At 33.6% G+C, this 25,114-nt stretch carries 15 protein-coding genes; 13 read left to right on the plus strand and 2 right to left on the minus strand.

From position 1 onward, the window contains the following. Window positions 1-91: 91 nt before the first annotated feature. The 5 genes from M0214_RS10050 to rhaT all read left to right on the plus strand — a co-directional run bounded on the left by M0214_RS10050 (window position 92) and on the right by rhaT (window position 9,750). On the plus strand, window positions 92-1,543 hold the full coding sequence (locus tag M0214_RS10050; protein WP_248722435.1) for an arylsulfatase: 1,452 nt from the start codon (window positions 92-94) through the stop codon (window positions 1,541-1,543). 122 nt (window positions 1,544-1,665) lie between these two features. Further along, window positions 1,666-4,938 (plus strand): glycosyl hydrolase, encoded by a 3,273-nt coding sequence (locus M0214_RS10055; RefSeq protein ID WP_248722436.1) that lies wholly within the window; start codon window positions 1,666-1,668, stop codon window positions 4,936-4,938. A gap of 11 nt (window positions 4,939-4,949) precedes the next feature. Beyond that, a complete protein-coding gene (locus M0214_RS10060; RefSeq protein ID WP_248722437.1) occupies window positions 4,950-6,359 on the plus strand; it encodes a sulfatase in 1,410 nt (469 codons plus the stop codon). Window positions 6,360-6,379: 20 nt separating this feature from the next. Next, on the plus strand, window positions 6,380-8,656 hold the full coding sequence (locus tag M0214_RS10065; protein WP_248722438.1) for a glycoside hydrolase family 3 N-terminal domain-containing protein: 2,277 nt from the start codon (window positions 6,380-6,382) through the stop codon (window positions 8,654-8,656). A 41-nt stretch (window positions 8,657-8,697) separates the two neighbouring features. Beyond that, window positions 8,698-9,750, plus strand: coding sequence for an L-rhamnose/proton symporter RhaT (gene rhaT, locus M0214_RS10070; protein WP_248722439.1), 1,053 nt, complete (start codon window positions 8,698-8,700; stop codon window positions 9,748-9,750). 67 nt (window positions 9,751-9,817) lie between these two features. Here rhaT and M0214_RS10075 read toward each other — a convergent pair whose 3' ends face one another. Further along, window positions 9,818-11,176 carry a PAS domain-containing sensor histidine kinase gene (locus tag M0214_RS10075; RefSeq protein WP_248722440.1) on the minus strand — a complete coding sequence of 453 codons (1,359 nt, stop codon included), beginning with the start codon at window positions 11,174-11,176 and terminating at the stop codon, window positions 9,818-9,820. 13 nt (window positions 11,177-11,189) lie between these two features. After that, entirely contained in the window at window positions 11,190-12,557 is a 1,368-nt protein-coding gene (locus M0214_RS10080; protein WP_248722441.1) for a sigma-54 dependent transcriptional regulator, read from the minus strand. A gap of 184 nt (window positions 12,558-12,741) precedes the next feature. On the opposite strand from M0214_RS10080, the gene M0214_RS10085 reads away from it, so the two are divergent. The 8 genes from M0214_RS10085 (at window position 12,742) to M0214_RS10120 (ending at window position 25,052) form a co-directional block, all read left to right on the plus strand. Next, entirely contained in the window at window positions 12,742-14,073 is a 1,332-nt protein-coding gene (locus tag M0214_RS10085) for a TolC family protein (RefSeq protein ID WP_248722442.1), read from the plus strand. Between the two features lie 7 nt (window positions 14,074-14,080). Further along, window positions 14,081-15,331: an efflux RND transporter periplasmic adaptor subunit gene (locus M0214_RS10090; protein ID WP_248722443.1), complete on the plus strand. Its 1,251-nt coding sequence runs from the start codon at window positions 14,081-14,083 to the stop codon at window positions 15,329-15,331. Window positions 15,332-15,337: 6 nt separating this feature from the next. Next, window positions 15,338-16,012: an ABC transporter ATP-binding protein gene (locus tag M0214_RS10095; protein WP_248722444.1), complete on the plus strand. Its 675-nt coding sequence runs from the start codon at window positions 15,338-15,340 to the stop codon at window positions 16,010-16,012. 33 nt (window positions 16,013-16,045) lie between these two features. Next, window positions 16,046-18,481, plus strand: coding sequence for an ABC transporter permease (locus M0214_RS10100; protein ID WP_248722445.1), 2,436 nt, complete (start codon window positions 16,046-16,048; stop codon window positions 18,479-18,481). Between the two features lie 28 nt (window positions 18,482-18,509). After that, window positions 18,510-19,076 (plus strand): lectin-like protein, encoded by a 567-nt coding sequence (locus M0214_RS10105; protein ID WP_248722446.1) that lies wholly within the window; start codon window positions 18,510-18,512, stop codon window positions 19,074-19,076. A 134-nt stretch (window positions 19,077-19,210) separates the two neighbouring features. Continuing rightward, window positions 19,211-20,671: a sulfatase gene (locus M0214_RS10110; RefSeq protein WP_248722447.1), complete on the plus strand. Its 1,461-nt coding sequence runs from the start codon at window positions 19,211-19,213 to the stop codon at window positions 20,669-20,671. A 15-nt stretch (window positions 20,672-20,686) separates the two neighbouring features. After that, window positions 20,687-21,910 carry a mandelate racemase/muconate lactonizing enzyme family protein gene (locus M0214_RS10115; protein ID WP_248722448.1) on the plus strand — a complete coding sequence of 408 codons (1,224 nt, stop codon included), beginning with the start codon at window positions 20,687-20,689 and terminating at the stop codon, window positions 21,908-21,910. Window positions 21,911-22,205: 295 nt separating this feature from the next. Beyond that, window positions 22,206-25,052 carry an alpha-L-rhamnosidase gene (locus M0214_RS10120; RefSeq protein WP_248722449.1) on the plus strand — a complete coding sequence of 949 codons (2,847 nt, stop codon included), beginning with the start codon at window positions 22,206-22,208 and terminating at the stop codon, window positions 25,050-25,052. The last annotated feature ends 62 nt before the right edge of the window (window positions 25,053-25,114 follow it).

Consider the following 25,114-nt stretch of genomic DNA (forward strand, 5'->3'; position numbering starts at 1 on the left):
CATTGCGTGAAATAAACAGGAGATAGAAAAATTATTTCACGTGTATATGTGTCCAAATACTTAAATAATACATTAAAAGTAAATCACGGTAATGAAACTATTGAAATTATCACAATTAGTTATACTAATCTTCTTTTTAACAGGATTAGTAAGTTGTAAAACAAAACAAAAAGACGAAAATCAGAAACAACAACAATCGCAAGAAGTAGCCACAAAACCGAACATCATTTTTATTTTGGCAGACGATTTAGGTTATGGCGATGTGGGGTTTAATGGACAAGATAAAATCAAAACTCCTAATATTGATAAGCTAGCTGCAAACGGAATGATTTTTAACAATCATTACACAGGGTCTTCAGTTTGTGGGCCTTCGCGTGCAGTGCTAATGACAGGAAAGCATACAGGACACAGTACAGTAAGAGGTAACCCACGATGGACAGCAAGTGGTACTCCGGTAGATATTAATGCAGAAGATGTTACTGTTGCAGAAGAATTAAAACGAGCAGGTTATACTACAGGAATTGTTGGCAAATGGGGTTTAGCAGAAAACTTAAAAGAAGGTGTACCCAACAAACAAGGATTTGATTATTTCTACGGATTCAATCAGCACTCTCCTGCACATCATTATTACCCGAAAAGTATTTTTGAAAACGAGAAGAGAATTACTTTAGATGGTAATAATCCTCAAACTAAAGAAGGGCAACATATTCATTATTTAATAACAGAAAAAGCAACAGAATTTATTGATAAAAACCATAAAGAACCTTTCTTTTTGTATTTGTCTTATACGATTCCGCATTTTGAATTAACCATTCTTGAAAAAGAAAAAGAGCAATATAAGAATTTAGGCTGGCCAAAAAGAAAGATGAAACCAGGGCATTATCGTCATGACGAAGATGGACACATTACTTATGCAGCGATGGTTTCTACTATGGATAGAGATATTGGAAACCTTGTGAGGCAATTGGAACATTTAGGTGTAGCCGATAACACTTTAATTGTATTTACTAGTGATAATGGACACGAATACGATGATTTAAAAAATGAATTTTTCAACAGTAATGGCCATTTTCAAGGGCATAAACGCGATTTATACGAAGGTGGAATTCACACGCCTTTTGTAGCCTATTGGCCAAATACAATTAAACCAGGATCAACAACCAATCATATATCTGCCTTTTGGGATTTTTTACCAACTGCATGCGAATTGGCAGGTATAAAACCTTCTGATAAAATTGATGGTGTTTCTTATGCGCCTACACTTTTAGGAAATGAAAATCAGCAGCAAAAACACGATTATTTGTATTGGGAGTTCAATGAAAGACAAGGACCAATACAAGCCGTAAGACAAAACAAATGGAAAGCAGTAAAGTTTGATAAAAAACCTGTTGAGCTTTACAACTTAAATGAGGATATAAGCGAGCAAAATAATATCGCAGAACAGCATCCTGAAAAAGCCAAGGAGTTACTTAATCTTATCAACAATTCTAGAACAGTGCATCCAGAGTTTCCTTTAATTAAGAAGACTTTAAAAAGGAAATAAAAAGATATCTGAAATTTTAATAATTGACACTATACTTATGATTAATTCTAAATTTTTCTTCTAATTTATGTTTAGTCGGTCAAACAATAATGGAGAATTTAATCCTTCAAAAACGAATTAAAATGATGCATAAGAGGTGTTTTTTTGCTTTCCTATTTTTGTTTTTATTGATTGGTGTACAATCGCAAAATCTACCACAATTAAAAGAAACATTTAAGAATCCAGCAGACCAATATAAGCCACTGTGTTTGTGGTACTGGTTAAGTGGTGAAGTTACCAAAAGTGGTATTACCAAAGATCTTGAAGCAATGAAAACAGCAGGATTGCGAGGTGCTATTCTATTTGACTTGGGAGGTCATATTTCAGATGCTGGTAAAAACTTGTTGTTTAGTGAGGAGTGGAACACGCTTTTTAAGCACACACTAAAAGAGGCAGAACGTTTACATTTAGATATTGGGTTGCACAATTCTCCTGGATGGTCTGGTTCAGGTGGTACTTGGGTTGATGTTGAAAACTCTATGAAAACTACAGTTCATTTTTTAAAAGAAATTCAAGGGGGTACAGCTGTAGATATTATATTAGAAAAACCAAAGCACTATAAATCGTTTTATAAAGATATTGCAGTCTATGCTATTAAAGGGCATCATTTAAAAACATTATCAGAACAAGAAATTTCAGGAGCAGGAAAAGGAGAAGATTGGGCAAAACTCATCAGCGATTCTTCCAAAAAATTATCTGCTATTAATACAAAAGATATTATTGACTTGACCAATCACTTCAATAATGATCAATTGGTTTGGAATGCACCAAAAGGTGAATGGACAGTTTTAAGAATAGGCTTTACAAGCACAGGCACAAAAAATCGAACGGCGCGTAGAGTTTTTGGCTCAGGATTAGAACCCGATAAATTTGATGCTAAAGCCATTACTAAAGCTTTTTACGATGGAGTTTCTGGCAATGCGATAGCATTAGAGAAAGCTAGTGGTTCTACTGTTATTAAAGATATTTTTATGGATAGCTGGGAAATTGGTTATCAAAACTGGAGCGAGGTGTTACCAGAAGCATTTAAAAAGCGAAGAGGGTATAGTATGCAAAAATACCTTCCTGTTTTAGCAGGTTTCGTAGTAGAATCTCCAGAAATATCAAGACGTTTTCTTTGGGATTGTCGCTTAACTTTCGGTGAACTTATTGTAGATGTGTATGCTAAAACCATGCGTAATTTATCAAATAAATATGATAAAAAGTTTATGGTAGAACCTTATCGAACAGGAGGCTTTCATTCTTTTGATTACGGTGAAGAAACTGATGTTGTAGTTAGTGAGTTCTGGAAAGGTGGTCACAATTTCGAGCGTATTAAAAGTGTAGCATCCATTGCACATGCCAAAGGTGTTAAAGAACATAGAAGTGAAACCTTTACGACAAATTATTTCAATGGTGGTTGGCGAGACCACCCCTGGCAATATAAACAAATAGGCGATAAAGCATTTTGTTCAGGTGTTAACAGTATGGCATTTCATTCTTATGCACATCAACCTTATCCAGATAATATTGCACCAGGAATGAGTATGGGGCGTTGGGGAGCTATGATAAGCAGAAAGCAAACCTGGTGGCCAATGGCACCTGCGTACATGCAATACTTGTCAAGATGTCAATATTTATTACGAACAGGAGATTTTGTGGCAGATGTGCTATTTGTAACACATGAACACTTACCTAATCCAGATATAAAAACGTATCCAGAACTTAAAAAAGCTGGCTATGATTACGATATTATAAGTCCGTCGTTCTTTATAAAAAATGCTGTTGTAAAAAATGAAAAAGTCGTGTTGCCAGGAGGAACAGCATACAAATTAGTGGTGTTTCCAGATACTCAATTTGTAACACCAGAGTTTATGAAAAGTATTGATAAAATAGTTAGGAAAGGTGTGCAAACTATTGGTTACAATTATAAAAAATCGCCTAGTTTGGTAAACTATCCTGATGCTGATAATTTGGTAAAATCGTATAATGATAAATTAATAGTTGATAGTGAAAATGGGACATTATTAAATTATTATTTAGCAAAAAGGCCTTTAGAGGTTCTGAAAAGGTTGTCTGTTAAAAAAGATTTTGAAGTAAAAAATGCAATTCCTGCAGATGCAGAAATCAATTTCATTCATCACAAAATTTCAGATAATGATGTTTATTTTGTGTCAAATTCAACACCAAAACGAGTGCGTGGTAATTTCCGTTTTAGAGTAGCAAAAGGAAAACCTTCACTTTGGAATCCTGTAAATGGAGAAACTCAAGAGTTGCTTGTGTTCACACAAAACGATGGTGTAACAAGTATTCAACTAGAATTAGAACCTAAGCAATCTTTCTTTGTAGTGTTTGATATGAATACAGTTCAAAGTACTCGTTTTAAATCGATTACTTCTAATCGATCTGTTCAAGAATCAACGAAGCCAAAATTAGAACTTGAAAAAGTAGTTCGAGGAAAAATATTTAATCCAGACCCAAAGCACAATCAAAACATTACAGAAGAATTAAAAACTCAACAAAATGGCAACAGCCTTTCAGTTGAAAAAATACCTGGAGAAGGAAAACTGGTTATTGCTCACTATAAAATAAATAACGAAATGCAATACTATATGCGTTGGGCAAAAGAAGGGTTACATTTAGATGCTGGTAATGCTGAAGCTATAGCGCTCGGAGTAAAAATAGAAATAAACGATAGCAAGCCAGAGTTACATGCAAACACATCAGGAAAATTTACTATTGAAGAAGAAAGTGGAGATGAAATAAATGTTATTGTGCCAGACTATAAAAATGAACTGGAATTAACTTCACCTTGGCAAGTTACTTTTGAACAAGGTAAAGGGCTTGAAAAGACATCTATTGTTTTAGATACTTTAATGAATTTATCAAAGCATACCAATTTTAATGTAAAGCATTACTCAGGAATTATTACTTACAAGTCAAACTTTAATGTATCTAAAAAATTTCTTAAGAAAAATAGAGGTATTGATTTGGTGTTGGAGCATATAGCTAATATTGCAACAGTTGAGGTAAACGGTATTGATTGTGGAACTGTTTGGGCAAAACCTTATGCTGTAAATATTGCTAAAGCTTTACAAAAAGGGGAAAATAAAATTGTAATCAAAGTTGCAAACTCTTGGTCTAATCGATTGATTGGCGATGAATATTTTCCAACAGAACTAGAGGAAAATGCAGAAGGCGCAACAATTGGTTCTATTCCAAATTGGGTTCGAGAAGGAAAGATAGAAAACCGACCACAGAAGAAACGTGTTGCATTTACTTCAAATCGGTTTTACACAAAAGAAGACCCGCTTCCAGCATCTGGTTTGTTTGGTAAAGTGCTGTTAAAAAAATGGGTGGCAAAGAAAATTAAATAAAATTTAAAAATATGAGAATACATGTAGCAACTATCATTTCAGCTTTTATGTTAACCACACTAAGTAATTGTAATGGTCAAACCCAAAAAAAAGAAACAGCTAAACCAAATATTATAATTATAAATATAGATGATATGGGTTGGCGAGATGTTGGTTTTATGGGTAGCGAATATTACAAAACACCAAATATAGACGCACTTTCTAAAGAGGGCATTGTGTTTACAAATGGTTATGCAGCATCCGCAAATTGTGCGCCAAGTAGAGCTTGTTTAATGACTGGGCTATGGACGACGCGTCATGGTATTTATACCGTTAATTCTTCTGAAAGGGGACAATCAAAAGACCGAAAACTAATTCCAACAAAAAACACAACATTATTGGCGCCGAAATTTACTGTAATCCCTGAAGTTTTAAAAAACAATGGCTATACCACTTGTCATGCAGGTAAATGGCACTTGACTCATAATCCACTTGAAGATGGGTTTGATGTAAATATTGGTGGAAGCCATGCAGGACATCCAACAAGCTATAATCCACCTTATAAAAACGTAAAAATTCAAAAAGGGAAAAGCGAATATCTAACCGATTTGGTCATGGAAAACGCTATAAAATTTGTGGATACTATTTCGTCTCCATTCTTTTTATACTATTCACCTTATGCAGTTCATACCCCAATAATGCCTGTGGATAGCTTATTACCAAAGTATCGAGACAAAACACCTTGGAAAGGTCAGAAAAACATCAATTACGCTACTATGGTCGATAATTTAGATAGAAATATTGGCTTGCTCATCAAAACATTAAAAGACAAACATCTTTTTGATAATACATTAATTGTATTTACCTCAGATAATGGTGGTTTGTACGGTATTACCAAACAAAAACCGTTACGAGCTGGAAAAGGTAGTTATTATGAAGGTGGAATTAGAGAACCATTTTTCTTTGTTTATAATGGCAAAATTAAATCCAACACAAAAAGCGAAGTACCAATTACCAATCTAGATATCTTCCCAACAATTTTGAAATATGCAGGAGTTGAAGAAACCCAACTTGAATTGGATGGTCATAATTTATCTTCGGTATTAGAAGGAAAAACAGAAACGCTTGAGCGACCATTGTTTTGGCATTTCCCTATTTATTTACAGGCATACAATAAAAAAGATAATGAAAATAGAGACCCTTTGTTTAGAACACGCCCGGGCTCTGTTATTAGAAAAGGAAATTGGAAATTGCACTATTATTTTGAAGATAATGGTATAGAATTGTACAATTTAGCTGAAGATATTGGAGAATTAAACAATGTAGCATCTGCAAACCCAAGCAAAAAAGATGAGTTATTAACCGACTTGAAAAATTGGTGGAAACAAACCAATGCGCCAATACCAACAGAATTGAATCCTGAATATATTAACCAAAAATAATCTTACATTAATCAACAAAAATGAATTTTTTATATAACAACTATAAACGTGTTTTATCAATTGTATTGATGATAATCCCTTACATAATTATTGCACAGGAATTTGCCTATAAAGATGCTTCTTTACCCATAGAAGACAGGGTAAATGATCTACTTAGTAGAATGACTGTAGAAGAAAAAGTTGGACAGATGTTGATGTTTGGTGCACCAAGAGTTGCGCGAAAGGGTAAAGATGGGTCGTTGGTCATCACCGATTGGGGTAAACTATACTTTACAAATGGTTTAGGTGGTTTAAAGTTTCCTTTTAAGTCAGCAAATCCGGAAGAATCAGCAAGACTAAATAACGAACTTCAAAAAAAGATTATAGCATCCAACCGCTTTGGAATACCAACATTATTTGTTGGAGAAGCTTATAATGGTGTTGATGCCAGAGGATGTACACGTTTTGGTCGTCCACTTAATTTAGCGGCTTCTTGGAATGTTAATTTAACGCACGATGTATGGAGTACTATTGGTCGCGAATCCCGTTTACGTGGTTGGCACATGGTCCATTCACCTGTTGGAGATATTGCACGTGATCCTCGTTTTGGAAGAATGAGTGAAGGGTATGGAGAAGATACTTTTTTAACCACAGAAATGTTGGTAGCTGCTGTAACTGGAGTGCAAGGAGATTATAATAAAACAAAACCAAATACTACTCATATTGGGGCAGTAGTTAAACATTTTGCAGGGTATAGCCAAGTTGTTGGTGGACGAAATTTTGCTGCTGTAGAGGTTTCTCCTCGTGTTTTACGAGATGAACTGTTGCCTCCATTTAAAGCTGCTGTGCAAAGAGGTCATGCACTAGCAATAATGCCTTCTCATGGTGATATTAATGGGGTGGCTAGTCATGGAAACCCTTGGTTATTAACAGATTTGTTACGAAAACAATGGGGTTTTAACGGTTATGTAGTCTCAGATGCTTACGATGTAGGTCGTTTAAACTTTTTGATGAAAGTTGCCGAAAATATTGAGGAAGCTGTGAAATTGGGTTTGAAAGCAGGTGTAGATTTAGATTTGTACAGTGAAGATGTCTACGAACTTTTACCAGAAATGGTAAAGAAAGATCCTAGTTTAATGCCTTACATAAATAGAGCAGCAGGAGATATGTTGCGTACAAAATTTATTATGGGGCTATTTGAAAATCCTTATATCGATGTAAATGAAACCAAAAAAGAAGTACGTTCAAAAGCTAATCTTGATTTAGCTAAAAAGATGGATGAGGAGTCCTTAATCTTATTAAAAAACGAAAATGAAATACTGCCGCTAGATAAAAAAGAAAGTAAAAAAATAGCTTTAATTGGTCCTTTGTTAGGAGAAAAAACCCTCAATACGTTCAAAAATATAGCTGGTAATGAAATAACTTTTGTTGCAGAAAAGGGATACGAATTAACCAATAGAAATAAAAAGAGACCAGAACTTACACCAAGAAATGATGAGGCGTTAGATAAAATGGTAGCACTAGCTAAAGATGCAGATGTATCGATTCTTTTTGTAGGAGGAGATCGTTTTACTGCTCAGGAGGCTACTTTTTTCAAGTGGGTTATTGGAGATCGTGCAACCATAGAACCTGTGGGAGTGCAAGATGAATTTATACAACGAGTAAAGGCTTTAGGAAAACCAGTTATTGTAGTGTTAAAACACAGAAGAACGTTATCGTTTAATGTCATTAATAACAATGCTGACGTGGTTTTAGATTGTTGGGAAATGACCGAATTCGGGGATGAATTAGTCGCTAAAGCGCTCTTTGGGGAGTTTTCGCCTTCTGGTAAATTACCTGTTACCGTACCACGCACAATTGGTCAAATTCCTTATCACTATAGCATGAAGGAAATCAGTTTCTTTAAAGATTATCTGTTCTTAGAATCTGGTCCTTTATATCCATTTGGGTATGGTTTAAGTTATGCAAAGTTCTCGTATTCAGAACCTAAATTATCAAGTGATGTCTTAGAGCGTGATGGAACAATACAAGTAAGTGTAGATGTTACGAATACAGGAAAGGTAAACGCAAAAGAAGTGGTGCAAATGTATGTAAAAGATATGTTTGGTTCTGTATTACGCCCTGATAAGGAACTGAAAGGTTTTAACAAGATTGAATTAAAACCTGGAGAAACAAAAACAGTTCAATTTACAATTACTCCAGATATGTTAGTTTTTACAGGAGTAGAAATGAAACCGATTCTAGAAGCCGGAGATTACGAAGTTATGGTGGGAACATCGTCTCAAGAATATAAAAAAGTGTCGTTTCGTTTAAAATAGTACCATTCAAAAAATAAGATTAGAATTTAAAATATAAAGATATGCAAGCACTATTAGGAGTAATATTTCATTCTTTAGGAGGCGTAGCAGCAGGTAGCTTTTACATGCCCTATAATAAAGTTAAAGGTTGGTCTTGGGAAACCTACTGGATGGTTGGGGGTGTTATGTCTTGGTTAATTGTACCTCCAATAGCAGCCTGTTTAACAGTACCTGGTTTTTTAGATATTATTGCGGCTAGTTCGTCTACCATTTTAGGAGTTACCTTTTTAATGGGTTTACTATGGGGTGTTGGTGGTTTGTCTTATGGTTTGGGTGTTCGATATCTAGGCATGTCTTTAGGTAACTCTGTTGTACTCGGATTTTGTGCTGCATTTGGAGCTATTGTACCTTCTATTTATTACAATTTTAATCCAGAAGAAGGTAAAACATCGTTTACAGAGATGATAAGTTCAACAGGAGGTCAGGTTGTTCTCTTAGGTGTTTTGGTATGTTTAATAGGCATTGCAGTCTGTGGTAAAGCAGGAATGCTAAAAGAAGGCGAACTATCTGAAGAGGAGAAAAAGAAAAGTGTCGCAGAATTCAATCTCGTTAAAGGATTAATTGTTGCGGTACTTTCAGGTATTTTAAGTTCCTTTTTTAGTTTTGGAATAGAAGCTGGAAAACCATTGGCCGATGCTGCTGTAGCTGCAGGTTATGACCATTTGTTTGCAAATAATGTGACGTTTGTGGTAATTCTATGGGGTGGTTTAGCCACTAATTTTGTGTGGACTAGCTATTTGAGTTTAAAAAATAAAGCCTATAAAGATTTTACCAATAAAGAAACTCCTATTTCTAAAAACTTACTATTTTCTGCTTTGGCGGGAATCATCTGGTTTTTACAGTTTTTCTTTTATGGTATGGGTGAAAGCAAATTGGGTAATGGCGCCAGTTCATGGATTTTACACATGTCTACCATTATTTTAACGGCAAATTTTTGGGGTATTTATCGTAAAGAATGGCATGGTGTTGCCAAAAAAACCAAGTTTACCATTACTGCTGGGATTATAGTTATTTTGCTATCTGTTGTTTTAGTAGGAATAGGGAATTCATTATAAAACTCTCCGAGAAGTTTGGTTTTGCATAGGTAAAAGTATAGTTATATAAATAGTCCGTTCGACTAGACTAGAACGAGTTTAGGGTTAAAGTAAAAACTGTTTCTTTTTTTGGAATAGATTTTACCATTAAAGAACCTTGATGGAGTTGCATAATGTGTTTTGAAAGACTTAGGCCAATACCTGTGCCGTTCTCTTTGTTGGTGTAAAAAGGAGTGAAAATTTTGTGAATATCTTCTTCTAGAATACCCATACCATTATCTTTTACAAGTATTTCAATATTCCCTAAAGTATTTTTAATGCCTTCTAGCTTAATAATAGCGTTAGGAAATTCATCTAAAGCATCAACAGCATTTTTGGTTAAATTTAAAAGCACTTGTTTAATTTGGTGCTCGTCTGCAAAAATCTCAAGGTCTGAAGGTGTTGTATTCGTTTGAAATTTGATGTTCTTACACTTGGGGTCTTCTTGAAAAATTACAATTGTTCTTTTAAACAATTCAGGTACTTTAATAATTGTTTTATTGGGTTTTGGGATTTTAGTAAGGGCTCTATACCCAGTGACAAACTCCTTTAAACTTTTGCTTTGCTCATGTATAACTGATAATCCTTGATTTAATTTTTTTAAATCCGAAGCTTTTATTACACTAGTTTGTGTAGTATCCTTTTCAGTTGTAAGCATTTTAGACAAGCTTTCAGAAATAGATGTAATAGGTGCTAAGGCGTTCATAATCTCGTGACTCATTACTTTTATTAAACCCATCCAAGAATCAACTTGTTTTGTATCTAATTCATTATAGATATTTTGGATGCTCACCAATAAAACTGAGACTTCTTTAATTTCTACCAGTTTTGCTGTTATTTTTAGTTCAGCAGTTGTGCGTTCATTGGTTAGAGAGATTAACTGCTGTTCAAATGGTTTTAAATTCGAAATCAGATTATATAGCCTTATATTAACTTTTTTTAGTTGTTTAATATGGGTAAGTACATTACAATTTAGAAGTTGTTTTACACTTTCATTAGCAAACAAAATATGTCCGTAAAGATTTACAGACAATATACCCACATTGGTACATGATAGTAAAGTCTTATAATATTGTTCTTGCACTTGAGTATTGTACCTTTCTTCTTTAATGATGTTATTTACTCTGTTTAAACCATTATTTAACTGATTTAAAATAGTATTATTAGTATCTTCAGAAAAACTCACAGTGGTATCAGAATTTTCTAAAGCATTAAAAAAGAATGTTAGTTTTCGGTTGGTGGTATTAAAAAAATTTATAATTGATATTGTCTGTAAACTTAATATCACACCAAGTAAAATTGCAATTCCAATTTGATTTTTTAAAATGGACAAAGCTAGTGCTAAACAAGTAATTAGTATTAAAAGTATTCTTATAAATGTTTTTACGTATAGGTTTTTAGAAAGCATTTAAAGGCAAAGTTTATATTTTGAAACGTTTTGTTTTATTGTATAGCGTTTGTCGTGTAATACCTAGCTGTTCAGCTGTGCTACTAAAGTTACCATTATGCTTTTTAAGTGCATTTATTATCATATTTTTTTCCATTTCGTCAATAGTCATATCTACGGTATTGAAGGATTTTGTTTTATGATGGTTAAGCATAAAATCATTTACCGTTAGTTCATTATTCTCGCTCAAAATAACACAGCGCTCTATGGTATGTTGTAGTTCTCGTATGTTTCCTGGCCAATGGTGTTTAAGTAGTTTTTTCTTTATGGGCGCATGTAGTTTTAGTCCTTTTTTATCATACTTATGGGCATATTTGTTTAGAAAATAATCTGCTATTTCAATCACATCATTGGCACGTTCTCTAAGTGGAGGTATTTCAATGTGTATGGTGTTAATTCGATATAATAAATCTTCTCTAAAAGTTCCTTCTTCTACCATTTTATATAAGTTGCAATTGGTTGCACAAATAAGTCGAACATCAATTGGTATAACTTTATTAGAACCAACTCGTACTATTTGTTTTTCTTGAATTACTTTAAGAAGTTTAGCTTGTAATTGTAATGGTAAGTTGCCGATTTCATCTAAAAAAATAGTGCCTTTGTGGGCAATTTCAAATTTTCCTATCCTATCGTTTTTGGCATCTGTAAAAGCACCTTTAACATGTCCAAAAAGTTCGCTTTCAAATAAACTTTCTGTTAAAGCACTTACATCTACATTAATTAAAATTTCTTGATTTTGTAGAGATTGACGGTGTATTGCTTTTGCAAAAAGTTCCTTTCCGGTACCATTTTCTCCTGTTATTAAAACAGATGCCTTTGTTTTTGCTACTTTTTTAGTAATGTTTAAAACAGATTTTAAAGCAGGAGAGTTGCCAATAATATCATGCTGGGTGTCATTAATAAGTTGTTTTAAGTGCTTTTCATTTTGTTCAAGTAGACGTAATTTTTTTTGTGATTTTCCTAATTGAAAAGCCGAGTGAATTGTAGCTAAAATTTTCTCATTATCCCATGGTTTTAAAACGAAATCTACAGCACCTTCTTTTAGAGTATTAACAGCTAGTTCTACGTCTCCAAAAGCTGTCATCATAATTACAGATGTGTCTGGAATAATATCTTTTAATTTTCTAAGCCAAAAGAACCCTTCGTTTCCTGTGTTAACTCTAGACGAAAAATTCATGTCTAAAAGCACAACATCATACGTTTTTAAGTCTTTAACAGAGGTAATGCCATTAGGATTTTGAAGTGTGGTTACTGTTTTATAAACATCTTGTAATAGTAACTCAAGTGCACTTAAGATTCCTTTATTATCATCTATTATAAGTATTTTTCCTAGTAGTTTCACAGATTAGCATCTTTCCTTCAAAGCTACAAAGAAGTAGTTTTTATAAAAATAAAGTGTAAAACATTTTTACACTTTTATTAAAAAAATTTTACATTATTCATTTGGTTTTACTTTCAATTAATTGTTTTACAGAAGGTTATGGTTTGGCATGCAAGTAGCACTAGAAAGTGCAAAATATTTATCAATGCGAAATGCTTCTCTAACTTTTATAATCTGTATTGCTTTTTTTAAACTAAGTGATGCGCAAAAATTATGGACTTTAGAGGAATGTATTATTTACGCTTGCAAACATAATTTAGAACAAAAAATAACCACTTTAAATTCAGAAATAGATAAAGAAATTTATAAACAATCAAAAAGAGACTTTTTACCTAGTTTTAGTGCAGTATCAAATGTAAATAGACGTTTTGGTAGATACGTAGACCCTAACAATAACAACATTTTAAATACAGCTACCTCTTCAAATACTTATGGAGTTGTGGCGTCGTTAAATTTATTCAATAATTTTAAAAAATGGCATGAAAGGTCACAAAGAAAGTTGTTGTATCATGCTGGTTTAGCTAATGTTTTACAAAAAAAGTATAGCCTAGCTTTTCAAGTTATGGATGCTTTTTATTTGGTTGTTTTTAGAGAAGTTTTAGTAGAAATAGCAAAAGATAATCTTAAAATTTCTAAAAAGAATTATCAGCTAATTGCTTCTAAAGTTAAATTAGGACTGTTGGCAAAAGCAGACTTATACGAGGTAGAGTCACAGATACAGACCAACGAATTAGAGATTGTACAGGCAGAAAACAACTTAGAAGAGGCTACTTTAAGTTTGCTTCAAATTATGAATCTTGAGACAGATACTATAAAGTTAAAATTAGAGTTGGATTCTTATGATGTTGAAAATAAATTATTTGTATCCGATATTTACGCTAAAGCGCTTCTGTTTTTGCCCAATATTAAACGTCACGAATTATATGTTGATGCTTCAGAAAAGCAACTTTCTATAATAAAGAGCGAGCTTTATCCCTCCTTATCTTTAAATGCTGGTTTGCGAACAGGGTATTTTGAAACCAGTGTTGACGAGAATGGGGATATAACCCCTTTCTTAGACCAACTATCAAACAATGCTTCAAAAACTATTGGGGTATCACTTCGAATTCCTTTAAGTAATAGGTGGTCAAAGCATGCGGATATTAATGTTGCAAAGCTAAATATTCAAAAGGAAAAAAAAATTTTAGAACAAAAGAAGCAGGAGATTTATAAGGAAATTCAAAAAACAATTCAGAAACATACATCACTTTTAGTAGAGCAAGAAGAAAATGATTCTAATTTAAAATCCAAATATTTGGAGTTCACTTTTGCTCAAAAAAAATTTGACAAAGGACTGGTAACTATATACCAATTAGAGCAAGTAAAAAACAATTTAGCACAGGCCAAAACTGAAAAAACAAGAATTAATTTACAATTGGCATATCAAAAAAAGGCCTTAGATTTTTACTGTGGTATTGCAGTTTTTCCTTTTGAATAACATAAATATGGATACCAAAATAGAACGAAAAAAACGAATAAAGCCAAAACATATAATTTTTTGGGGATTAATTGTGGTTTTGTTAACAATTATAGGAAAGAATTTTTTTGTTGTGACATCTTCTAAAACTCAAGTTCATACAAAAGATATTACGATTAGTTATGTAAAACAAGGAGCTTTCAGCGATTATATCACTATTAATAGTGTAGTAAAACCAATAACTACCGTATATCTAGATGCTTATGAAAGTGGTAGGGTAGTAAGTAAATATATTGAAGAAGGAAGTATGGTAAAACAAGGCGATATTATTGTGAAACTAGAAAATAGAGAGCTTTATGAACGTATACTGGTAAGTGAAAATAACTTAGCAATTAAACAGAACAACCTTAGAGAAACCAAAATAAATTTTGAGTCACAGCGTGTTTTAAGTCAAAAAGATTTAATCGAGGCTAAATATAGGGTTATTAAGGCTAATAGAACTTTTGAGCAAAATGCATCGTTGTACAAGGATGAATTAATTTCTAGAGAAACGTATTTACAGTCGAAAGAAGAACGAGATTTAGCAACTAAACGTTACGAAGTCTTTAAATTTAAAACCCAACAAGATTCTTTATTAAGTGTTACAGGTATAAAAGAGCTAGATAACGATTTAATTCGTATGAAAAAGACGTTGGCTATGGTTTACGAGAGAATAGAACACCTTAATGTAAAAGCAACAATTGATGGACAACTAGGCATGTTAGATGCCGAGGTTGGCCAAAGTATAGCCCAAGGACAACCCATAGGACAAATACATGATTTAACAAGTTTTAAGGTTCAAGCAAGTATAGATGAACATTATATAGATAGAGTAACAAGAAATATTGTTGGAGTTTTAGAGCGAGATGGAGACACCTATACGCTTGAGGTAAAAAAAATCTATCCAGAAGTTAGAGATGGGCAATTTAAAATTGATTTAGTTTTTGAGGACAAACTACCCAATACAATTAGAGCTGGACAAAGTTATTTTATTCGATTGGAATTAGGCACGCCAACAAGTGCTACATTTATAGATAAAGGAAGTTTTTTTAATGACACTGGAGGACAATGGATTTATGTGGTTGATGCTTCAGGGAATTTTGCTACCAAACGCTCCATAAAAATTGGGAGACAAAATCCTCAGTATTTCGAAGTTATAGAAGGTTTGAGAAAAGGAGAGCAAGTAATAACCTCAAGTTACAAATATTTAGAAGATAGTAAAACACTTATTTTAAACTAATAAAGGATGATACAACTAAACAATCTAACCAAAATTTTTAGAACAGAAGACATTGAAACCAAAGCACTGAATAATATAAATATTCAAGTTGAAAAAGGCGAGTTTATAGCTATTATGGGACCTTCAGGATGTGGAAAATCTACGCTTTTAAATATTTTAGGTTTAATAGATACACCATCAAATGGAAGCTATCAATTTAATAATAAAGAAGTAGGTAACTTAAAAGAGAAAGACCTCACTAAAGAAAGAACTGGAAACATTGGTTTTATATTTCAAAGTTTCAATTTAATAGATGGTTTAACAGTTTACGAAAATGTTGAACTGCCATTAACATATATGAATATGAAACCCAAAGAGCGAAAAGAAAAAGTAAAAGCTGTTTTAAAGCGTATGAAAATAGACCATCGTTCTAACCATTTTCCACAACAATTATCTGGTGGGCAACAGCAACGTGTAGCCATTGCAAGAGCAGTTGTTGCAGAGCCAAAATTATTATTAGCAGATGAACCTACAGGTAATTTAGATTCTAAAAATGGTACAGAAGTGATGAGTTTACTAACTGAATTGAGTAAAGAAGGGGCCACTATAATTATGGTTACACACTCTGAAAGCGATGCTAATTATGCACATAGAATAATAAATCTTTTCGATGGAAAAATCGTAATGGAAACAAGTAACTAGTTACAAATACTCAATTTATAAAAGCAAGCTAAAATGAACTTTATCAAACTAAAGATTTTCTATCGCAATTTAAAACGAGATAAACTTATTTCAATTATCAATGCTGTTGGTTTAATAGTGGGTATGGTTAGTGCGCTATTTATTCTTGAATATGTGTATTACCAAAAAAGCTACGACAATCATCATTTAAATGGAGAAGATATTTACCGTGTAGCTTATAATCGTTATGAAAATGATAAAGTATTATGGGAAACTGCCAACTCTTTCCCCCCAACGGGCGAATGGTTAAAAGCGCATTATAGCGATGTAGTAAATCACACCAGAATTACACCTAAACACGAAATCACAATAAGTTATGAAAATATTTCAAAGGCTAGAGTGATTTATTCCGAAGACAGAACATATTACGCGACAGCTTCTTTTTTTGAAGTGTTTACAATTCCAATGATAATTGGAGAACAGGATGCCTTAAAAGCACCCAATACGGTAGCTATATCAAATACAGCTTCAAAACGATATTTTGGAGAAGAGGTAAATCCTATTGGAAAATCAATAAAAGTTAATGGTACAGAAGACTATACAGTTACTGCTGTTTATGAAAGGATGCCGGAAAATTCGATTTTAAAAACCGACTTTTTATTTTCTATGGAAACGCTTTACAAGCAAAGTCCAAGGATTAGAAATAGTTGGGGGTATGATTATGGTACTACCTTCATTCAATTAAAACCTGATAGTGATTATAAAACTATAGAGAAAGTTGCACTTCCAGAAATGATAGCCACAAACTATAAGAAAAGACTTGATGCGCAAAACAGAAGAGATGTATATTATTTACAACCATTGCAAAGTATTCATTTGAATTCTAATATTGAATACGAGACAGAACCTCCGGTTAATGGGAAAATAATAGACATCTTATTTGGGTTCTCCATTTTTCTTTTGATTATAGCATGGATAAATTTTATTAATCTAACCACGGCACGTTCCATAGAAAGAGCGAACGAAGTGGGGGTTAAAAAAATTAACGGAGCAACCAAAATACAATTATTAGTGCAGTTTTTAAGCGAGGCTTTTCTTTTTAATATACTATGTTTAGTAGTAACTATTATTTTATTTTACGCGCTAAACCCTTCATTTAAAGCAATTACAAAAATTGGAGATTTTCACCTGTTTGAACACCATAACTTCTTAACAACTTTTACAATTCTATTTGTTCTAGGAATTATTGCTTCCTGTATATATCCAGCAATTGTATTACAATCTTATAAGCCAGTAACCGTTCTAAAAGGCAATTTTAAGAATAAAAGAGAGGGTGTAATTTTTAGGAAATTATTGGTAACCCTTCAATTTGTAATTTCTGTAATCTTACTCTGCGGTACATTTATCGCTTACAAGCAGGCAACATTTTTAATGGAAAAAGATATGGGTATTAATTACGAACAGAGTGTTGTTGTTAAAGCGCCTAAAACTGGAGAAAAGCAAAGCCAATTGCGCAATAAAATTCTCTTAATGAAAAATGATTTAAAGCAATTACCCGAAGTAAGAGATTTTACATTTACATCAGATATACCGGGACAAGAAATTCAACATTGGTTTGGATGCCGAAGAAAAGGGACTGATGCTTCTAAGAATCACGCGTTTTTTCAGTTATCTGTAGATGACCAATTCATTGATTTTTTCGATGTGAAACTATTAGCAGGTAGACCATTTAGAAAAGGAGAGCGTGAAAATGCTAATAAAAGTATCATAATGAATAAAAAAGCCATGGAGCGTTTAGGCTTTAAATCTCCAGAGGAAGCAGTTGATAGTTATGTGGTTAATAGAGGGGGAGAGTATAAAATTGTAGGTGTAACGGAAGATTTCCATTATTATTCAATAAAGAATGAGCCAGTACCAACTGTAATTAGACTTACAGATAGGCATAAAGCATTTTTGATTTTAAAAGTGAACTCAAAAAATGATTATAGCTCAGAAATTTCAACAAAAATTAAGACTATTTTTAATAGCTATTTTCCAGAACAACCTTTCGATTATTTGATTTTAGAAAATAAAATAGAGCAAAATTTAAAGCCTGATAGAACTTTTTTATTTGTTTTTGGTTTGTTTTCTGTTCTAGCTATAATCATTGCAATTATTGGTTTTATGGGGCTGATTTTAATCACTATAAATCATCGTGTAAAGGAAATTGGTGTAAGAAAGGTATTGGGTGCTAAATTTAAAAGTGTTTATAGACTTTTAACTAAAGAAGTAATTGGGCAAGTTGTAATTGGTGTTCTAATCGCCATACCTTTGGCATGGTATGGCTATAAACATTGGTTTTTAGATACTTATATAGATAGTATTGAGTTACGGGTATGGATGTTTTTGGTCCCGGTAGTCCTGTTACTACTTATCATCTTGTCGGTAATCTATTTAATAACTTTAAAAGCATACAAAATGACAATGTCAGAAGTATTACAAAATGAGTAAGGTTTTTAAAATATTTAAAAATAATCAAATGAAAACAAAAGCAAAAAAAGCACTTGTATTAACAATTTTTCAATTAAGTATGTATATAACTTTTGGTCAATGTGCTAGCCCTTCCAACATACACTCGTTTACATATAAAGGCAAAACATATGAAATAATAAAAGAGAATAAAACTTGGGTCGAAGCATCTGCATGTGCCAAAAAACGAGGTGGTATTTTGGTGGAAATTAATGATACTGATGAGCAAAATGCTATTTATTCAGAATTGGTTTCTAAAGCTCATATAAATAATAACAACACTATTGCACAAGATGGAGGTGGAGGTGCTTATGTTTGGATTGGGGCGAACGATTTTGCTACTGAAGGTAGTTGGGTTTGGGATGGTAATAATGATAAAAAAGTAACACTGTTTTGGGTTGGAGACCGGTCAGGAAACGCCATTGATGGGCTTTTTAATAATTGGGGGGATGAACCAGATGATTATGGTGGACAAGATGCACTTGGTTTGTCTTTAAATGGTTGGCCTTTAGGAGAAGCTGGACAGTGGAATGATGTAGACCATAATAATGAGTTGTACTTTGTTATTGAGTATTAATTAAGTTTTAATATAAGATTTTCATATGGATTTTTAAAGCTATAACTTAATTAAATAGTACAGGCCAGTGCAGGATAATCAACCTCCTATTGTTTTATACTTTCATAAAAAAAACTATAGTTGATTTAAAAGCAATGATATATCAAACAACAAAAAGCTGTCTTTTAATTTTCGTAATTTTAATCTGTTTTTCCTGTAAGCAAAAAACTTCAGGAGTTGAGGTTGTAGAACAAAAACCAAATCTACTTTTCATTTTTGCAGACCAATACAGGCAAGCGTCTTTAGGATTCTTAAAAGAAGACCCAGTACACACACCAAATATAGACCAATTGGCTGAAGAAGGTGTTTTTTTTAGTGAAGCCGTAGCCAATAATCCATTGTGTAGCCCTTATAGAGCTATGTTAATTACAGGGCGATATTCACTATCAACGGGTGTAGTAGAGAATTGTAACTCTCAAAGAACAGAATTTGGAAATTATTTAAAGAAAGATGAAATCTGTATTTCTGATGTTTTGGTTAATAATGGTTATAGTGCAGGTTATGTAGGTAAATGGCATTTAGATGGGCCAGAGCCAACACCACCTGATGTAAAACGTGTTTGGGATACGTGGTGTCCACCAGACCGCAGACACGGTTTTTCTTTTTGGTATGCTTATGGAACACACAACAGACATAATGCACCTTATTATTGGTCCACCAATGCCAAAGAGGATGAAAAAACATACATCAAAAAATGGTCTGCAGAACATGAGGCTGATGTTATTATGGACTATTTAGATAACAATGAAAATCAGCGAAAAGCAGAAGAACCATTTGCTTTATTTTGGTCTATTAATCCACCCCACACACCATTTACACAAGTGCCTGAGCGTTACAAAAAACGTTATGAAGGGTTGGATTATAAAGACGTATTAAATCGTCCAAATGTTCAGTTCACAGACAATCACGAATTAAAACGAGGAGATAAAGGTGTTGAAAAACGTTTGAATCAAGCCAAAGATTATTTTGCGTCTGTTAATGGTGTAGATGACCAAATTGGTCGTGTTATTCAAAAACTAAAAGAAAAAGGACTGTATGAAAATACTATTATTGTATTTTCTGCCGATCACGGTGAAATGTTAGGAAGTCAAGGATTGATGCATAAAAATGTATGGTTTAAAGAAGCTTACAGGATTCCTTTAATTGTTCATTATCCGAAAAAAATAAAACCCAAAACAGAAGATTTGTTGATTTCTGTACCAGATTATATGCCAACACTGTTAGGGTTGATGAATTTAAAGACTGAAATTCCAGATGCTGTTGAAGGTGTAGATTATTCCAATCTGTTTTTCGATAAGGAAGTCAATCGTCCAAAAAAACAGTTATATTTTGGAGGAAAAAGTTTCGCGTCAAAGGGTGATGCTCGAGGTTTTAGAACCAAAGACTATACATATGCTGTGGTAAAAGGAGAACATAATGAAAAGTTTCATTATCTCTATCATGATGCTAAAGACCCATGTCAAATGACTAATATTTGGGGTGAAAATCCAGAGCTAGACAAAAAAATGGAAACGGAATTAGCAGAATTGCTAAACTCTATGAACGACCCTTGGTAAACGGGAACATTACAAATGAAAACTAATCGTCGAAATTTTATAAAAGGTATCTCTAGTCTAGGCTTGTACAGTTTATCTTATCCTTTACTGTCATCGTGCATTAGTAATAAAGATGTATTGACTGCAAAAATCACTGGGATTGAATTTTTTCAGTACAACATTAATATTCCACGTTATTTTTCTTTTGGTACATGGTTAAATCGTCAACACATTTTTATGAAAATAAGTGCTGGAGATTACTATGGCTGGTCTGAAATTCCTGCTTCAAGAAATAATCCCGATATCGATTTGAGTCCTTGGGTAAATTATGTGAAACAATTCAAGGGTTTAAGTATTGTAGAGGCACAAAAGTTATTGCAATCGCAACAAGTAAAAGGCTCAAAAACGTCTTTTAAACATTTGGAATTGATGGATATGGGCTTACTCGATTTGGCTGGTCGTTTGCAAAATAAGCCTTCAATTGAATTGTTAGGTTTGCATAAAAAAGAAGCGGTTCCTGGCTTGTATTGTATTTTACATAAAGATGAAGAAAAAGTACGTGAAGAAGCTCAAAAAAGTGTAAAGCAAAATCTTGGGCATCACATGAAATTTAAAATGTATGGTGATGTTGAGGTTGATTTAAAGTTACTTCGAATTATTCGCGAGGTTTTAGGTGAAGATGCAGTAGTGATTTCTGATGTCAATAAAGGCTATAAAAAATGGAAATCGCTTGAAGAATTAGCTGAGATTCTGAACACTTTTAGAGAAAATGGACTTAATGCTATTGAAGACCCTGCACCATTAACCACAGAACAATGGATTGCATTACAAAATATGACAGGAGATTTAGACTTAATTCCAGATGCACCTATGCGACCAGCTTGGAATGGTGTAAATAAACTTCAAAAAGGTATGGGTAGAATTATCAATCTTCATCCTTCTACTATGGGGAGTTTTAGCCATACTGCACTGTTTGCAAATAAAGTAGAAGACATTGGAGCAAAAGTAATGATAGGTGATGATAGTTTGGTAGGACCTGCATGTACCGCGTGGCAACAAATAGCTATTGGAGCCGGAGCCACTTGGGTTGAGGCTATTGAGAAAGAAGAAGATTCTAAAGAGTATGTGGAATGTGTACTAAAATCTTCCACTACAAAACGAAGTGATGGTTATTATAAAATGGATTCGAAACCAGGTTTTGGTTTAGAGCTTGATGAAAAAAGATTGAGAACTATCTGTTCACATTTTATCGAGGTTTAACTCAATAACTCAAATCATTCGGCTCTACATAGCTCAATATCCTTAAACTGAATGTGTGCTGTTACATCTCCAGAATCTCCAGAGCCATAAGTACTATAGCGCGTAATAACGTTGTCTTTAGTATGATTGTGTTCAATATATACTTCTTATATTCAAAGTTATAACTATTAAATAGACTCACTATCGTATGCTGTCTAGTTTTAGTTGAATCTTACATGATGGTACAGGACGATATTTGGGCATCTTTATTATACTTTTCCAACGTTAATCCTTAAACAAAAATTATAGAATGAAAATGCGACACATATACCTTGCGCTATTATTTGTAATAATAGTATCATGTAATGAAAAACATGAATCCGAAAGTACTCTGGTTTTTAATAAAGTAATGGTTGATTCCAAAGTAAATCCGCAAACCATTGAGAGTGAAACTCCGGTTTTTTCATGGGTCGTAAATGCCGAAGGTTTTAACAAGACGCAGACGGCATATCATATTTTAGTAGCCTCTTCCGAAGAAAAATTAAACGAAAATGATGCTGATATTTGGAATTCTGGAGAAGTAAAAAGTAACCAGTCTGCGCATGTAAAGTTTGAAGGGAAAACACTAGAAGCCCTTAAAAAGTATTATTGGAAAGTAAAGATTTGGGATGAAAATGGTGCTTCGTCTTCGTGGTCTGATATTAATTCGTTTGAAATGGGATTGATGAATCAAAGCAATTGGGGAGAAGCCAAATGGATTACCTTAAATGAAGATACCAGAACTTCAGAATACCGTTTTAGAGATTACAAAACAGGTAAAATGGATAAGCCTGAACCAGTGGATGGTTTTCCTGCAAGTTATTTTAGAAAGGAACTTAACGTAGAAAAAGATATTGAAAATGCTCAAGTTTATATCTGTGGATTGGGGTATTACGAACTGTTTTTAAACGGGGAAAAGGTGGGCGACCATGTGTTGGACCCTGCACCATCAAATTACGATAAGCAAGCCTATTATGTGAATTATGATATTACAGACGATTTAAAATCTGGTAAAAACGCCTTCGGAATTAACTTAGGTAACGGTTTTTACGGTCAAAGTATTTCTTGGAAGCGCGACCCCGAATCTGATAGGGATTTGGCTTACGGTCCACCTACAGTGCGTTGTTTGGTGAAGTTAAAATATACCGATGGCTCAGAAGCTGATTTTGTTACAGATGCCTCTTGGAAAGAATCTACTGGCCCTATTGTGTTTAACAATATTTATGGCGGTGATACCTATGATGCCAGATTTGAAATTGGTGATTGGGCAACAGTAGGGTACAACGATTCAAATTGGGGACAAGCAAAAGAAGCTTCACCAAAGGTGCAAAAGATTAGTGCACAACAAATTCCACCAATAAAAAAGCTTCAAGAATTGGAACCTCAAAAGGTCTTTAAAGGTGCTGATGGAGAATGGATTGTAGATTTCGGACAAAACATTGCGGGTTGGATTAAATTGAATGTAAAAGAGAAAGAAGGACAACTTATTGAAGTGATTACCACTGAAGCCTTATTGACTGATGGAAGTGATATCTTTCTGGGTTCTACTGGTGGTGGTGCTAATGGAATGCCTCAGTTGTATGAGTACATCTGTAAAGGAAGTGAGCTAGAATCCTGGGAACCTAAGTTTAGTTATCACGGTTTTAAATATGCCAAAATTAAAGGTGTTTCTACTATACCAGATGCAAATATGATTAAAGCGGTTTTAGTGGCAACGGATATTCAAGAAAAGGGTAGTTTTACCTCTTCGGATGACTTGCTAAACAAAATGCACAGTATTAGTAAATGGACGATTGTTGATAATATTCACGGTATCCCAGAAGATTGTCCACACCGCGAAAAATGCGGTTGGTTAGGTGATGCACACGCATTTTGTGAGTATGCATTGTATAACTACGATATGTACGATTTCTATAAAAAATATATGGAAGATATCCGCACCCAAATGCGACCAACAAAAGGGCATAATAATCCGGAATTGAAATTTCCGGTGCCTACAATGATTGCCCCTGGAAAGCGAACTTCAACTTATGCAAAAATAGATTGGGGTGTAGCTACCATGTATTTACCATGGTACAATTATAAGTTTTATGGTGATGACGACATCGTGAAAGAATATTACGATGCCATGAAAGGCTTAACAGATTTTTATTTAAACTATAAAGGAGACAACGGCATCATGCAAGATGGTATGGGCGATTGGTGTCCACCACTTTGGGACAGAAAAAGGAATCCAAGTGCTATGGAATGCGACCCAATTATTTCGGCAAACGCTTATTTTTATGATGTGTTAGGAATTATGGAGCGATTTGCTAAAATGAACAACGATGCAGAGTATGAAGCAAAAATGAAGCAAGAGAAAGAAGCCTTGAAAACTGCGTTTAATAAGGAGTTCTTAGTTGAAATCCCGGGCACAAATAACAAATGGTATCAAAGTCAGACTGCTACCGTTCAAGCATTACAATTTGGAATTGTCCCCGAGAACGACATTGAAACGGTGGTAAACGGATTGGTGCATAATATAGTTGAAGTAAAAGGCGGTCATCACTCTACAGGAATTCATGGCAACAGATATATTTATACGGTGTTGTCTAAATATGGAAAAGCAGATTTAGCCTATGAGTTATTAACCACACCAGATTTCCCGAGTCAGACTTATGTCATGAATTCTGGTTTTACCACATGGCCAGAACGCCAGTTTGTTTGGGAAGACATGGTAGGCCCCAGTAACTCCCTAAACCATCCCATGCATACTGGTTTTGCAACGTATTTTTATGAGAGTTTAGGAGGCATACAAACATCTACAGAAAACACTGGTTTTAAGGAATTTGTTGTTAACCCACAATTTCCATCTCAACTAACAAGTACAATAGTAGAAGTGCCAACGCCTTATGGAACTATACAGAATGCTTGGGAAGTTGAAAACAATACGTTCAAGATGAATCTTAAGGTGCCATTTAATACCAAAGCTACATTAGTTTTAAGTCAAGACGAATTAGAATCATTAGTGATTAATGGAAAATCATTCCCTGATGCACAAAGTGAATATGGTTTAGATATTGAAGGTAATTCGAATGTGATTTTAGGGTCAGGAGATTATAACATTGTTTATTCAAAATCTTAACTCTACAATTTTATGATGTTGGAGTGTTTTGAGCCAATCATATAAACTGTTGAAGTTGATAT

Source organism: Seonamhaeicola sp. ML3, from assembly GCF_023273855.1.
Taxonomy (GTDB): Bacteria; Bacteroidota; Bacteroidia; order Flavobacteriales; family Flavobacteriaceae; genus Seonamhaeicola.